The organism is Streptomyces umbrinus (genome assembly GCF_030817415.1).
Classification (GTDB): domain Bacteria; phylum Actinomycetota; class Actinomycetes; order Streptomycetales; family Streptomycetaceae; genus Streptomyces; species Streptomyces umbrinus_A.
Map to the genome: position 1 here is coordinate 11868450 of NZ_JAUSZI010000002.1, position 13792 is coordinate 11882241.

Annotated in this window: 14 protein-coding genes and 1 pseudogene; 11 read left to right on the forward strand and 4 right to left on the reverse strand. The window is 68.6% G+C overall.

Annotation, left to right across the window (positions count from 1 at the left end; all coding sequences use genetic code 11):
• Window positions 1-68: 68 nt before the first annotated feature.
• The 5 genes from QF035_RS52910 to QF035_RS52930 all read left to right on the forward strand — a co-directional run bounded on the left by QF035_RS52910 (window position 69) and on the right by QF035_RS52930 (window position 5110).
• Window positions 69-323 (forward strand): transposase, encoded by a 255-nt coding sequence (locus QF035_RS52910; protein ID WP_373467038.1) that lies wholly within the window; start codon window positions 69-71, stop codon window positions 321-323.
• A gap of 229 nt (window positions 324-552) precedes the next feature.
• On the forward strand, window positions 553-1239 hold the full coding sequence (locus QF035_RS52915) for an IS3 family transposase (RefSeq protein WP_307532000.1): 687 nt from the start codon (window positions 553-555) through the stop codon (window positions 1237-1239).
• Between the two features lie 98 nt (window positions 1240-1337).
• On the forward strand, window positions 1338-2306 hold the full coding sequence (locus QF035_RS52920) for a protein-arginine deiminase family protein (protein ID WP_307532002.1): 969 nt from the start codon (window positions 1338-1340) through the stop codon (window positions 2304-2306).
• Between the two features lie 30 nt (window positions 2307-2336).
• A complete protein-coding gene (locus QF035_RS52925; protein WP_307530163.1) occupies window positions 2337-3233 on the forward strand; it encodes a nuclear transport factor 2 family protein in 897 nt (298 codons plus the stop codon).
• Between the two features lie 443 nt (window positions 3234-3676).
• On the forward strand, window positions 3677-5110 hold the full coding sequence (locus QF035_RS52930) for a glycoside hydrolase family 43 protein (RefSeq protein ID WP_307530165.1): 1434 nt from the start codon (window positions 3677-3679) through the stop codon (window positions 5108-5110).
• 36 nt (window positions 5111-5146) lie between these two features.
• Here the strand turns inward: QF035_RS52930 and QF035_RS52935 are convergent, their stop codons facing one another.
• Window positions 5147-5980 carry a LacI family DNA-binding transcriptional regulator gene (locus QF035_RS52935; RefSeq protein ID WP_307530167.1) on the reverse strand — a complete coding sequence of 278 codons (834 nt, stop codon included), beginning with the start codon at window positions 5978-5980 and terminating at the stop codon, window positions 5147-5149.
• Window positions 5981-6110: 130 nt separating this feature from the next.
• Here QF035_RS52935 and QF035_RS52940 point away from each other — a divergent pair, with 130 nt between their 5' ends.
• Both QF035_RS52940 and tnpB read left to right on the forward strand, forming a co-directional pair.
• Window positions 6111-6686, forward strand: coding sequence for an IS607 family transposase (locus QF035_RS52940; protein ID WP_307530169.1), 576 nt, complete (start codon window positions 6111-6113; stop codon window positions 6684-6686).
• Window positions 6683-8137 carry an IS607 family element RNA-guided endonuclease TnpB gene (tnpB, locus tag QF035_RS52945; protein WP_307530171.1) on the forward strand — a complete coding sequence of 485 codons (1455 nt, stop codon included), beginning with the start codon at window positions 6683-6685 and terminating at the stop codon, window positions 8135-8137. The genes QF035_RS52940 and tnpB overlap by 4 nt, the downstream gene beginning before the upstream one ends.
• On the opposite strand, the gene QF035_RS56115 is transcribed toward tnpB, so the two are convergent.
• Window positions 8110-8400 carry a LacI family DNA-binding transcriptional regulator gene (locus QF035_RS56115; RefSeq protein WP_373466897.1) on the reverse strand — a complete coding sequence of 97 codons (291 nt, stop codon included), beginning with the start codon at window positions 8398-8400 and terminating at the stop codon, window positions 8110-8112. The genes tnpB and QF035_RS56115 overlap by 28 nt on opposite strands.
• A 313-nt stretch (window positions 8401-8713) precedes the next feature.
• Here QF035_RS56115 and QF035_RS52955 point away from each other — a divergent pair, with 313 nt between their 5' ends.
• From QF035_RS52955 to QF035_RS52970, 4 genes are all read left to right on the forward strand, one after another.
• A complete protein-coding gene (locus tag QF035_RS52955) occupies window positions 8714-10030 on the forward strand; it encodes a ferredoxin reductase family protein (RefSeq protein WP_307532004.1) in 1317 nt (438 codons plus the stop codon).
• A 183-nt stretch (window positions 10031-10213) separates the two neighbouring features.
• Window positions 10214-11311, forward strand: coding sequence for an integrase core domain-containing protein (locus QF035_RS52960; protein WP_307530173.1), 1098 nt, complete (start codon window positions 10214-10216; stop codon window positions 11309-11311).
• 633 nt (window positions 11312-11944) lie between these two features.
• On the forward strand, window positions 11945-12265 hold the full coding sequence (locus QF035_RS52965; RefSeq protein ID WP_307530175.1) for a hypothetical protein: 321 nt from the start codon (window positions 11945-11947) through the stop codon (window positions 12263-12265).
• 71 nt (window positions 12266-12336) lie between these two features.
• The gene (locus QF035_RS52970; protein WP_307530177.1) at window positions 12337-12615 is read left to right on the forward strand and encodes an integrase; all 279 of its coding nucleotides are present in this window, start codon (window positions 12337-12339) and stop codon (window positions 12613-12615) included.
• 6 nt (window positions 12616-12621) lie between these two features.
• Here QF035_RS52970 and QF035_RS52975 read toward each other — a convergent pair whose 3' ends face one another.
• Together QF035_RS52975 and QF035_RS52980 are read right to left on the reverse strand one after the other, a co-directional pair.
• The gene (locus QF035_RS52975; protein ID WP_307530179.1) at window positions 12622-12876 is read right to left on the reverse strand and encodes an integrase core domain-containing protein; all 255 of its coding nucleotides are present in this window, start codon (window positions 12874-12876) and stop codon (window positions 12622-12624) included.
• Window positions 12877-13279: 403 nt separating this feature from the next.
• Window positions 13280-13750, reverse strand: a pseudogene (locus tag QF035_RS52980) (hypothetical protein); the annotation flags it as partial.
• Window positions 13751-13792 lie beyond the last annotated feature (42 nt).

The window sequence follows — 13792 nt, forward strand, 5'->3', positions numbered from 1 at the left end:
GGAGTTCGCCGACCAGGTCTGTCCCGGTGACCCTGCCGTCACCGATCCGCGCCAGGCTGCGCAGCGCGATGCGCCGGTGGTCGCGCGGGGCGCCCCGCGGGGGCGAAAACAACGGGGCGAGGGATCTGGGCGTGAGTCCGGAAGGGCTGCGCGGGTGGGTGAAGCAGGCGAAGATCGACCGCGGTGAGGGGCCCGCCGGGGCTTTGACCACTGCGGAGCGTGAGGAGTTGGTCCGGCTGCGGCGGCAGGTTCGCGAGCAGGAGGCCACGATCGAGGTTCTGGGAAAAGCGACCGCCTTCTTCGCTCAGGACAAGATGAGGTAGATACCGCGGCACGGTGTCGTTTCATCGATGCGGAGAAGGCATCGGAGGGTAATCCTGCAGGTCACAGCATTGCGTTTCTGCGCCGTGTGCTGGGAGTGCCCCGTTCCGCCTACTACGCGCACAGGGCGTCACGGCCGGCCCGGACGGTGCGGGAGCGGGCCGGGGAGGTGCTGGTGGGCGAGATCCGGGTGCTTCACGCCGGATCTCGCGGTGCCTACGGGCCCCGCGGATCCACGCCGCCCTGCGGCGGGCCGGGCGGGTGGTGAATTCCAAGAAGGTCGAGCGGCTGATGCGCAGGCACCGGATCGTCGGGATCACCCGCCGCCGGCGGCGGCGGGGCCTGACCCGGCAGGCGAAGCGGGCGGTGTTCGCGCTCGACCTGATCGGCCGGAACTTCACCGCGCCCCGGCCCGGGATGCGGCTCGTCGGCGACATGACTGAACTCAGCACGCTGGAAGGGAAGTTGTATCTGGCGACCTGTATCGATCTCGCGACGCGGGAGGTGGTCGGCTGGGCGGTGGCCGACCATCACCGCGCCGAGCTGCCGGTCAATGCCCTGCGGATGGCGGCCGGGCGTGGCGGCCTGGAACACGGTTGCATCATGCATACGGATCGCGGCAGCGAGTACGCGAGTGACGAATTCCGCACAGAAATACGCAAGTTGCGTATGAGGCAGTCGATGGGGCGCGTCGGCTCTTGTTACGATAATGCCGCCGCGGAAAGCTGGTTCGCCCTCCTGAAAGCGGAGATCGGGACGACCGTGTGGGAGACCCGCGAGGCCGCCCGGGCCGACGTTTTCCGCTACGTCGAGGTCGAGTACAACCGCAGCCGGCTCCGCCGGCACCTCGACTACGGGTACGGCACCCCGCTCGAAACGAGATCCTTGCTCAGGCAGAGCCTCGTCCCGGCAGCGTAAACACCCGCTGTCCAGTTCGCGGGGGGAACTTCAGGGCCGGTATCGCCAAGCCGACGTACATGTTCAAGGACGGCTCGGACATCTGGGCGTAGGACTTCATCGAGCCCGGTTATGTCAGTATGCCCGGCCCGGGCGGCAAGCCGCGCGTCCTGCGGATGATGATCCGCTCGGCGCAGATGGACCGCGACGCGGGCAAGCAGGTCTTCGAGATGCGCGGGCCCGGTGTCGGCGCCGTACAGATCAACAAGGGTTCGTTCAACGACCAGGCCGACCAGATCAACTCCACGGGCAACCTGGAGACCATTCCGCCGTACACCTACAACGGCAGGTCCTACCCGGCGGGCCGGATCATCACCGGCCGGCACGGCACCCGGCTGCCCGCGCACACGGCCTTCCTCAGGGCCCAGCAGGCGCAGGACCCGCTGGTGCTCGACACGGGATGGCTCGGCGTCGGCCATGTGGATGAGTTCGTGCAGTTCCTGCCCGCGGACACCCCGCGCGGCTGGAAGATCGGCATCGCCGACCCGGAGGGTGCGCTGGCCCTGCTGCGCAAGGCGCAGCGGGACGGGCACGGCCACGCCAAGGTGTTCTCCATTCCGCGCTCCTACGGCCAGGGCCGTATTCCCACGATCGACCAGGCCTTGTCCGACCGGCAGTTGCTGAAGGACAACGCCTTCGCGGCCCGGAAGATCAAGGAGAACCTGGCGCTGCTGAAGCGGGAGACCGGCGTCATGGACGGCGAGGTCGTGAAGATCCCGGCGATGTTCGAGGGTGGCTTCGGTGGCTCCCCCGGAACGCAGGACCGTCCGGTCGTCGCCTACTATCCCGGTGCCGTCAATGGCGTTGTGCTGAGCCCCACCACGTATGCCGCCCCCAGGCAGTGGGGCCCGGTCGTGGGCGGCAAGGACATCCTCGCCGAGGCGGTGACCCGGGCGTACGCCAAGGTCGGCATGCGGGTGCGCTACCTGGACGACTGGCGTACCCACCACGTCTCCGCTGGCGAGGTGCACTGCGGCACCAACACGATCCGCGCGGCCGGCACGGCCTGGTGGAGCTCCCCCAAGTAGGACCGGACCGACCGTACACAGGAGACCCAAGTGAGATGCCGCAAGACTCTGCCCTTGCTCGCTGCCGTGGCCTGCCTCGCGACCGCTTGCAGCAGCACGTCCAACACCAACACCGACCCGGCCGCCCCGTCGTCGACGTCCGCCGCTGCCCGCTCGTCGTCGGCCTCAGAGGAGAAGAACAAGGCGCTTGTTCTGCGCCTGTACTCGGAGGCGTTCAACAAGGACAAGACCGACGTGGTGAAGGAGCTCGTCGCGACCGACTACGTGCAGCACGACAAGGGGGTGCCCGGCGGGGCCGACGGGCAGGTCAAGCAGTTCAAGGACGTCAAGGCGAAGATTCCCGGCGCGGTGGCGACCGTCAAGCACGTGGCCGCCGACGGTGACCTGGTGGCCGTGCACTGGCACGCGTCGGCCACCCCGAAGAACGAGGCGACCGGCCAGGCCAAGGCCGACCTGTTCCGGGTCGACAACGGCAAGCTGGTCGAGCACTGGGGCATCACGCAGACCGTGCCGAAGAAGACGGCCAACGGGAACTCGCTGTTCAGCGACGTGTACCGGTACCCGAACGGGGCACCGACCCTGTCCGAGGAGCAGGAGGAGAAGAACCGGAAGTTCGCGGTCGACGCGTACCGCAAGCTCTCCGACGGTGACGCGACCGTGATCGACAAGAGCTGGGATCCGCGGTACTACCAGCACAACCCGGCGGCCGCGAACGGAACGGGTCCGCTGAAGCAGTTCTTCGAGCAGAACACGCAGGGCGCCCCCTCACCCAGCAGTACCGGAGGCGGCGGGACCGGGTTCGGCAACACCCTCGCCGACGGGGACCTGGTGTGGGTCTTCAGCTCCGACTACGTCGTCGTGGACCTCTTCCGGGTGGTCGACGGAAAGATCATCGAGCACTGGGACGTCGCCGCCGACGGGCAGTAGCCCGGCCGGAAGGACTGACCGCCGGACCTCTTCGGAGGTCCGGCGGATTTCAGCGTTCCCGGGTCCAACGTCCGCGTAGGGCAGAGGAGTTCACCCCGGTGGTGTACGCCTTGTCACCCCGCACCCGCAGCCGCCCGTGACCAGTCTTTTCAGGTCCCACGGACTACGGATGTCGAAGGTATTGACGCATCCCGCTGCTCACATTTAACGTCTGCCCGACATCGCGAACGTCGTTCGATCCACCGGACAACTTCCGCCCTCACCCGCTCTTGGATTGACCAACCGTGCCGGCGAGAGACATGCCGTTGCGCGGATCCGACCCCGCTTCCGCGTCGTGCGGTAGTCGACCCTGTCCCGCCAACGCTGGGACTGAGCCCCCCGGTTGACCCTGCTTCGCCCCTTTTCGCCCGATGGTGGCATTCGCAGAACGATAGGAGATGGACATGTCCGCGCTCCGCGCCCGGCTGTCGGCGATATTGCTCGCCGTGTGCCTGCTCTTCACAGGCCAAGCCCTGACCACACCGCAGCGGGCTGCCGCCGCCGATCCGGGCTATCTGATGGCGCACTTCATCGGGGAAGGGGCGACCGGTCAGCAGATCTACTTCTCGCACAGCGCGGACGGCCTGCACTGGAGTGACCTCAACGGCGGCGGGATGGCCCTGCGTTCCACGGTGGGCACGCGTGGAGTGCGCGACCCCGCACTGGTCCGCTCTCCCGACGGCAGCAAGTACTGGATCATCGCGACCGATCTGTGCATCGACTGCGGGCAGACGTGGAGTCAGTCCATCAACGACGGCAGCCGCAACCTCGTGGTGTGGGAGTCGACGGACCTGGTCAACTGGTCGCAGCCGCGGCTGCTCAACGTCGCCGGAGCGATTCCCGACGGGCGCAACGCGTGGGCGCCGGAGGCGATCTGGAACCCGGCCACCAACGACTACATCCTGTACTGGGCGACGAACAAGCCCCTCAACGGCGCAACGAAGCACCGCATTTACTACGCCCGCACCAGCGACTTCCGCTCCATCACCACCCCGCAGGTCTACATCGAGCGCCCCGGCACCCAGGAAATCATCGACACCCAGATCGTCGAGATGCCGAGTGGCGTCGGCGACTACCGCTACGTACGGGCCTCCGGTGACGGCCAGATCACCCTCGAAGGCAGCAACTCGATCCTCGGCACTTGGACCAACCTCGGCAACCTCTCCGGCATCGGCCTGACCGGCTCCCAGGTCGAGGGTCCGATGTGGATGAAGTTCAGAGACCGCAACGAGTGGACCCTCTACCTCGACCAGTACGCCTCGGGACGCGGTTACATGCCGGTCACGACGACCAACCCGTCCGCCTCCGGCACCTACAAGCTCCCGGCGTCGGGCAGCTACAACCTGGGCGGCACCAAGAAGCGCCACGGCTCGATCCTGAACCTGACGGCCGCCGAGGAGAGCCGCGTACAGGCCCGCTGGCCCAACACCACGGTCAACCGGCTCCAGTCGTACAACTTCCAGGACCGGTACGTCCGGCACGCCAACATGGACGTGCGCATCGACCCCAACGTCAGCCCCGCCGCCGACTCCCAGTTCCGGCTGAGAACCGGTCTGGCGGGCTCCGGTACCGTCTCCTTCGAGTCGGTGAACTTTCCCGGCTACTTCCTGCGGCACGCCGGATACGACTTCCAGCTCGCCTACAACGACGGCACCACCCAGTTCGCCGCGGACGCCACCTTCCGCAAGGTCGCCGGGCTCGCCGACGCAAGCTGGTCGTCGTTCCAGTCGTACAACCACCCCGACCGGTACATGCGCCACTACGGGTACCAGCTCCGTCTCGACCCGATCACCACGGCGACAGGGCGCGGCGACGCCACCTTCCGCGTGACGAACTGACCCCACGCCGGCGATGCGGTCCGTGGCCCCGTGCGGTCAGAGTGTGCCGTTCCCTCGCCGTACGGGGCCTCGTGTGGACCGGCGAGGGGCCAGGACCGGCTGCACGAGCCGATGCCGGTCCACACAGGTGCGGGCGTTGATGAGAGCGATCAGCAGGTCGACCGCTTCGTCGCTCACCCGGTCCGGGCGGAGGCTGAGCGTGGTGACGGGCGGGGTGGTCGCCGCGTAATCCGGATCCTCACTGATGCACGCCACCAGTAGATCCTGCGGCACTCGAAGCCCGTGGTGCCGGGCGGCGGCGAGGATGTTGTGACCGGAGTCGGAGTAGATGCCGATGACGGCGTCCGGTCGTGGATCGCGGTTGAGTAGCCGGCTGACCGCGTCCCGTTCAGCAGTGAAGTAGTCGGGCAGCGAGGCGTACTCCTCGACGAGTGTGGGCAAGTCGTGCTCGGCGCACCAGGAGGCGTAGGCGCGTCCGATCAGGTGCGGGTACTCGTTGTCGTGCAGCGGCTGGGAGAGCGCGATCCGCCGGGCGCCGGCCTCCGTGAGGTGGTCGAGCAGGAGACGCAGGCCCGCGTCGTAGTCGATGTCTACCCACACGTCGCCCCAGTGCGGCTGGGGCGGCCGGCCGTCGCAGACCATGGGGACGCCACGCTCCCGCAGGAGGGAACGCACCGGGTCGTCGGCGCGCGGATCGACGTGGATGACGCCGTCCATCGGTGTGTTGAGCCACATCCACGGTGACAACAAACTCGGCATCACCATGAGCAGGTAACCGCGCTCATGCGCTGCGGAGATGGCGCCCAGCGCCAGCTGTGCGTAGTACGGGATCTCGGTGTACGGGACGGGAAGGTCGCCGTATGCCGTCATGGTCAGACCGAGCACTCCGGTGCCGCCGCGAGCCAGGGCACGGGCCGTGCTGGCGGGGGGTGAAAGCTGCTACAGATTTTCTAGTCATTCATAGTCATCCTTAGCCGTGTGTCTCAGGTAACTTGGTCTCGTGAAGCTTTCGGAGTGGGCCCGTCAGCAGGGCGTGAGCTACCAGACCGCCTGGCGGTGGGTGAAGGACGGGAAGATGCCCGTCCCCGTTCGCCAGGCGCCGTCCGGGACGTGGTTGGTCGACGAGGTCGCCGTCCGGCCGTCCGGGCGTGTGGTGGCGTACTGCCGCGTGTCGTCCGTTGACCAGAAAGCCGATCTTGAGCGGCAGGCCGCCCGGGTGGTGTCCGGCGCGAACGGGCTGGGCCTGGCCGTCGCTGAGGTCGTCACCGAGGTGGGATCCGGGTTGGACGGGCGGCGCCGCAAGCTGCACCGGCTGCTGTCCGACCCGCAGGCGGCGGTGATCGTGGTCGAGCACCGTGACCGGCTGGCCCGGTTCGGCGTCGAGCACCTGGAGGCCGCGCTGTCGGCGTCCGGGCGGCGCCTGGTCGTCCTCGACCCCACCGAGACCGCCGATGACCTGGTACGCGACATCACCGAGGTGCTCACCTCCATGTGCGCCCGCCTGTACGGGCGGCGGGCAGCGAAGAACCGGGCCGCCCGCGCGGTGGCCGTGGCGACCGGCGAGGCCGCCGAGTGAAGAAGTTCCAGCCGCAGCCCGGGTTCGTGGTGCAGGCGTACCGCTTCGCACTGGACCCGAACGTCACCCAGGAGCATGCCCTGCGCTCGCACTGCGGCGCGGCGCGTGCCGCCTACAACTGGGCCGTCGGCTCGGTGACCGCCTCCTGGTGGCAGCGCCGCGCAGAGGAGTCCTACGGCATCGGCGAGGCCGGGCTGACGCAGTGGCGGCCGTGGTCGCTGCCCGCGCTGCGGAAGGCGTTCAACGAGGCCAAGCACACCGATCCGAGGTTCGCCGCCTGGTGGGAGGAGAACTCCAAGGAGGCGTACTCCACCGGCCTGGCGAACGCGTCGGCCGCGTTCGACAACTACGCGAAGTCCAAGAACGGCAAGCGGTGCGGCAAGCGGATGGGTGCGCCGCGGTTCAAGTCGAAGCGCAAGGCGCGCCTTGCCTGCCGGTTCACCACCGGCGTGATCCGCGTGGACGCTGACGGCCGTCACGTCACCCTGCCCCGGCTGGGCACAATCCGCACCCACGAGCCCACGGTGAAGCTCCTCGCCCGCGTCCAGGCCGGGACGGCCCGGATCCTGTCCGCGACCGTGCGGCACGAGCGCGGACGCTGGTTCGTCTCGTTCCAGGCCGAGGTCAAGCGGGACCTCGAACGCGTGGCGCGGCCGGACGTGGCGGTCGGGATCGACCTGGGGGTGAAGACCCTCGCGGTCATGGCCGACAGCACCGGCGAGATCCGCACCATCGCGAATCCCGGGCACTACGACCGAGCACGCAAGCAGCTGCGCCGCGCCTCCCGCGTCGTCTCCCGACGGCAGGGCCCCGACCGGCGGACCGGGCAGAAGCCGTCGAAGCGGCGGGAGAAGGCCAACGCCGCCCGCAACAAGGTGCATCACCGGGTGGCCAACCTCCGCGCGGACGCCCTGCACAAGCTCACCACCGCCGTGGCGGCCGAGTACGGCACGGTCGTGGTCGAAGACCTCAACGTCGCCGGGATGCTCCGCAACCGGCGTCTCGCGCGAAGGATCGCCGACGCCGGGTTCGGGGAGATCCGCCGCCAGCTCACCTACAAGACCCGCCAGCGCCACGCCACCCGCACTATCGCGGCGGACCGCTGGTACCCCTCCTCGAAGACCTGTTCCGGGTGCGGCGCGGTGAAAGCCAAACTGCCGCTGCACGTGAGGACCTACCAGTGCGACGCCTGCGGTCTGGTCATCGACCGGGACGACAACGCCGCACTCAACCTCGCCGCGCTCGCGGCAGCCGCAACAACTGGTACCGGAGTGGCCGGAGACCAGGACGCCCAAGCGGTGTCGAAGCCTCGTGGAGCCGACCAGAAGACCCGCACCACCCGCCCCCGCCGCAAGGCGGAGGCGTCGCGGGCAGGTGGCGCAACCCTGCCGCACCAGCGGCAGACGGAAGCGAGAGACCGTACTCAAGCCGAAGCCCTCACGCTCTGGTGACGAGACGGACCTTCCGGGCGGAAACATCCGGAATGCTGAGACCTGACTACGGTCCCGGCAACGGCGTAACCGAGTTCGCGTGTCGCGGAGAGCATGCGCTGCCTGGTCGGCTCGGACAGCCGGCCGGTGCCGTTGAGGGCGTTCGACACCGTGGCCGTGGAAACCCCCGCCCGTGCGGCCACGGCACCGAGTGTGGGGCGTTGCCAGACATGCGAGCTTCTCATGTGTTCCCCAACAGTGCCTGTTGTTCCCAACAGCCCCATGACGGCTTGTGGTTAACACCTTAATCACTCAGCGTACGCGGCGACAGCGGCCGGGTCCGGAGTTATCAGATGCCAGATGTTCGCAGTACAAGCCTGTAAGGCACGGTATGGTCCGCTCGACCAGCGTGCCGATTGCGGAACAAGAACGGCCGAGGCCCAATAGGGCCCTGGTTACGTCAAGTTCCCATTTCCTGCCCCGGCCGGGGCCGTATCGGATCAGGACGTTCGAGTCCTCGCGCCCTCGCGGGTGGCGGGCGCGAACGCGTCACATGGACATAGGTAAGGGGACGCGGTGGAGGCGACGAATACACAGGTGCGGCCAGGCACCGTACCTCCAGTCGTTGCGGCGCGCTGGGCGCTGTGGACGTTTGTCATCGTCAACTTGGTGATCGTCGAGGCCTTGTTCCTCACCGCAGGGACCGGCAAGAACGGGGTGCTCACGGTCGCCAAGTTCTTCGGCCTGCACGCCGCCGTACTGATGTTGTTCCAACTGCTGCTGGTGGCCCGGCTGCCGTGGCTCGACCGCCGTATCGGCATGGACCGGTTGACGGTGTGGCACAGGTGGGTCGGCTTCACCCTGCTGTGGACCCTCCTCACCCACGCTGTGCTGGTGGTGCTGGGCTACGCGCGGCTCGATGACGCGTCTATGACGAAGACGTTCTTCGCACTGGCCGGAGTGACCGCTTCGCTGCTGGGGATGGGGGCCGCGGCGATCATCGTCGTGGTCGCCGCGGTGTCCGCCCGGAATGTCAGACGGCGGCTTCGGTATGAGACCTGGCACGGCCTGCATCTGCTGCTGTACGTGGCGTTGGGGCTGGCATTCGTCCACCAGTTGCAGGAGACCACGACCTTCAGCTCCTCCGCGCCCGCGATGATCTACTGGTGGGCCATGTGGCTGTTCGCGTTCGGTGCCCTGGTCACGGGCCGGATCGTCATGCCTGTGTGGCGCAACGCCTATCACCGGTTCGAGGTCGCGGAGGTGGTGCCGGAGTCGGACGACGTCGTGTCGGTGCACGTCACCGGCCGTCACCTCGACAGGCTGCCGGCCCGGGCCGGCCAGTTCTGCATCTGGCGGTTCCCCGGGCACAACCACTGGTGGCTGGCCAATCCGTTCTCGCTGTCGGCTGCACCCGACGGCCGCACGTTGCGCCTGACCGCCAAGGCGGTCGGCGGCGCCAGCGCAGGCCTGCGGAACGTCCGGGTCGGGAGCCGCGCGTTCGTCGAGGGGCCGTACGGGGCGTTCACCGCGTTGCATCGAACGCGGCCCGGCGCACTGCTGATCGCCGGAGGAGTGGGGATCACGCCGGTTCGAGCCCTGCTGGAGGAGGAACCGGCCGGAGACGTCGTCGTGCTCTACCGGGTGCGCAGCGAGGATGACGCCGTGCTGGTCGACGAGGTACGAGCCCTGCTCGCGGACCGCGGCGGGCGGCTGCACCTGCTCACCGGCCGCACAGGGGAGACGAGCCCGCCGTTCGAGCCCGACAGCCTCGTCGCCCTGGTTCCCGACATAACCGAACGCGACGTCTACGTCTGTGGTCCGCCCGGGATGACCTCGACCGTGCTCAGCGCCCTGCGCAGGCTGCAGGTTCCCCAACGGCAGGTGCACGCCGAGCGGTTCGGCCTGGCCTGACGCGTGGGGGCGACGGGCGCGATCGAAGCCTCGGCGCAATCCACGGGCTTTGTCCCTGACGCTGCCGATAGCGTCATCCGCGCTGGTTGGAGCCAGTGCGCGACGGTTCGTGGGATGTCGGCCGCGTCGCCGACGTCGACCACTCTGGCACGACTGGCGATCACCCAGGCATGATGACCGACCATGCTGCTGCGACTGGTGTACCTGGGCATGGCGAGCGCCTTCGCGATGCTGCGGCTGCTGCCGATGAGCGATCGGGACATGGACGTGGAGGTCCTGGCTCTGCGCCATCAGATCGCGGTGCTGGAGCGGCAGCTGAACGGGCAGCGGGTGCGGTTCGATGCGGGCGACCGGGCGTTCCTGGCGGCGCTGCTCCAGGGTCTGCCGCCCGAGGTGCTGCGTCGGATGCGGCTGCTGGTGCGGCCCGACACGGTGCTGCGTTGGCACCGCGACCTGGTCTCGCGCCGCCACGCGGCCCGTTCCCACCCCAAGCGCCCGGGGCGGCCGCGCACGGTGCGCTCCGTCCGCGTGCTCGTGCTGCGTCTGGCGCGGGAGAATCCCGGCTGGGGCTACCGGTGCCTGCACGGTGAACTGCTCGTCCTCGGCGTGAAAGTGGCGGCGTCCACGGTCTGGGAGATCCTCAAGGACGCCGGGATCCCGCCGGCACCCGAGCGGACGTCCAGTACCTGGGCGGACTTCCTGCGCTCCCAGGCGGACGCGCTCCTCGCGTGCGACTTCTTCGAAACCGTCACCCTGTCCGGGGCGCGGCTGCACGTGTTCGCGCTCATCGAGCACACCGGCCGGCGCATCCGGATCCTGGGTGTGAGCGCGCACCCGACCACCTCCTGGGTCGTGCAGGCGGCGAGGAATCTCGTCATGGACCTCCAGGACGCCGGCTGCCAGGCCCGCTACCTGATCCGGGACCGGGACGGGAAGTTCCCCGAACTGTTCGACACGATCCTCGCCGACGCGGGGATCGAGGTCGTGCTCAGCGGCATCCGGATCCCCCGCATGAACTCCATCATGGCGAGATGGGTGCAGACCTGCCGCCGTGAGCTGCTGGACCGCACCCTGATCTGGAACCAGCGGCATCTCCTCCACGCACTGCGGGAGTTCGAGCAGTTCTACAACGCGCACCGGCCGCACCAGGGCATCGCGAACGCCCGCCCGCTGCACCCGCTCCCCGAACCGATCACCGATCCGGACGAAATCGCCCGCCTCGACATACATCGAACCGACCGACTCGGCGGCCTCCTTCACGAGTACCAGCATGCTCCGTGACCAGACCGGATGAGGTTTCCGGCAAGGGCAGGGCCAGGCTGCGGAATCCGTTGCGTGCCTCGGATATACACGCCAGATAGTCCCCGTAGAGAACTCTCCGTACGGCTGTCTCGCGCTCCCGGCTTTCACGGCGCCAGCGGCCACGCTCCAGAACGGCCGCGGACGCGGTGGCGATGACGGCACCCACACCGGCGCTGACCAAGGTCATCCACTCCATGGCCCGAGTCTGGCCACTGCGCGGGGTGTTGACACCGACACGGCTCGCAACACGTACGCCGCTCGGTCATTCAAGCCTGAACGATGTGCAGGGTTCGCCCATCCCGCAGGGGCATCTGTCGGCACCGTCCGACGGCGGAGTCAGGCAAGCCCGTCCAGTCCCTCACCGCGGCCGCCCCAGGGCCGCCAGCTCCGGACGGCCGCTCCGGGGCGGCCTACTTCCCAACTCCCCGATGCCCTGGGACGCCTGGCATCCCGACGGCCGTGCCGACGAGGCGCCGGTGTCATCCACCTCTACCAGTCACGAATGGCCGAGCGCGGCATATATTCGCGCTCCCGTGTCAGTTCCCGCTGTCAGACTGCAACCATCCCCATCGCAGGGGTGGTTGACCTTATCGCCGACGAGAGGACCGATGCGTGGCGGCCGACTGGGACGCACTGGACTGGACATGCCCCACGTGCGCGGCTCCGCGCGCGAAGACGTGCACCACGAAGGACGGCTGCCCCCGGCCCATGCACCTCGCCCGCCGCTTCACCTCGATCCTGCTGCAGGTCGCCTTACACCGCGGCCTCGGCCAGCCGCCCGCCGAACGCGCCCAGATCGTACGGTCCCTCACCACGGTCCAGGAGTCGGACACGTCCGCGCGGGAGGGCTACCTGTGGCACCAGGCCGCCGACGAGCTGTGGTTGTGGGACCAAGTGGTGGCCAGGGCCGACCGGCACGCGGCGGCCCTGTAGGGTTCCAGAAGTGACGTACATCTGACCAGGCACTTTGCGACTCCCGGGCGATCACGGCAAGCTCGGACCCCATGGCACTGCGCATGCTCTACCTGGTCTTCCTCCGACTCCTCGGACTGCTTCTGCTGCTCTCCCGCTCGCAGCAGACCAAGGACGCCGAGCTGCTCGCGCTGCGCCACGAGAACGCGGTGCTGCGCCGCCAGCTCGGCGTCCGGCCACACCTCACCTGGCCGGACCGCGCAGTGCTCGCCGCCCTCGCCCGGCACCTACCCTCCCGGCTGCGCCGACTCCTGTTGGGTGCCAAAAGTCCCGCACATGCGTTGAGCTGGGCGTTCGCCAGACTGTCGTGATCTTCGTCAGGCTGTGTCGCGGTACTTGTGGATGAGTCCGCTGAGGACGTCGTGGCGCTGGATGTGTTGGGCGGGGAAGGGGATGACGTCCGGATCGTCGGCTGGTGCTCGAAGGTGCAGGGCCCGGTGCGGCCTTCCGGAGTTGTAGTGCTCGGCGTATTCGGCGAGGACACGCCGTGCGTGTTGCTCGTTGTAGATCAGCATCCGGTCGGTGCACTCGGCCCGCACGCTGCGGATGAACCTCTCCACGTGGGCGTTCATCCGCGGTGTCTGTGGCGCGCTCTTCAGGATCTCGATGCCGTCGGCGGTGAAGACGGCATCGAACGCCTGGGTGTAGCGGCTGTCGCGGTCGCGTAGCAGGTAGCAGGTAGCCTGCGGCGCGGTCTGCGAGGTTGGCGAGGAAGTTCCTCGAGAGCTGGGTGGCCCAGGCTGCGGTCGGGTGGGCGGTGACGCCGAGGATGTGCACGGTGCGGGTGCCGACCTCCATGACCACGAAGGCGTACAGCCTGGTCAGCGCGGCGGTGTCCACGTGGAAGAAGTCGGCGGCGAACAGGCCGGAGGCCTGGGCGCGTACGAACTCGCGCCAGGTCGGGGCGCCGCGGCTTCGTCGGGGTGCGGGTCCGAGGCCGGCGCTGCGCAGGATGCGTCGGATGGTGGAGGCGCCGACGCGGTGGCCCAGGCGCCGCAGCTCGCCCTGGATACGGGTTGAGCCCCAGGTCGGGTTCTCGTGGGCCAGGCGCAGGATCAGGGCGGTGAGTTCCTCGGAGATCGGCGGGCGGGCGGCCGGTCGGGGCGGGTTTCTGCTTCCACTTCCAGCGCAGTAGTCGCCGGTGCCAGGTGAGCAGGGTGCCGGGTGTGAACAGGCGGTGTCGGCGCAGCCGGGAGGGTAGGTGCCGGGCGAGGGCGGCGAGCACTGCGCGGTCCGGCCAGGTGAGGTGTGGCCGGACGCCGAGCTGGCGGCGCAGCACCGCGTTCTCGTGGCGCAGCGCGAGCAGCTCGGCGTCCTTGGTCTGCTGCGAGCGGGAGAGCAGCAGAAGCAGTCCGAGGAGTCGGAGGAAGACCAGGTAGAGCATGCGCAGTGCCATGGGGTCCGAGCTTGCCGTGATCGCCCGGGAGTCGCAAAGTGCCTGGTCAGATACTGTACGTCACTTCTGGAACCCTACAGGGCCGCCGACAC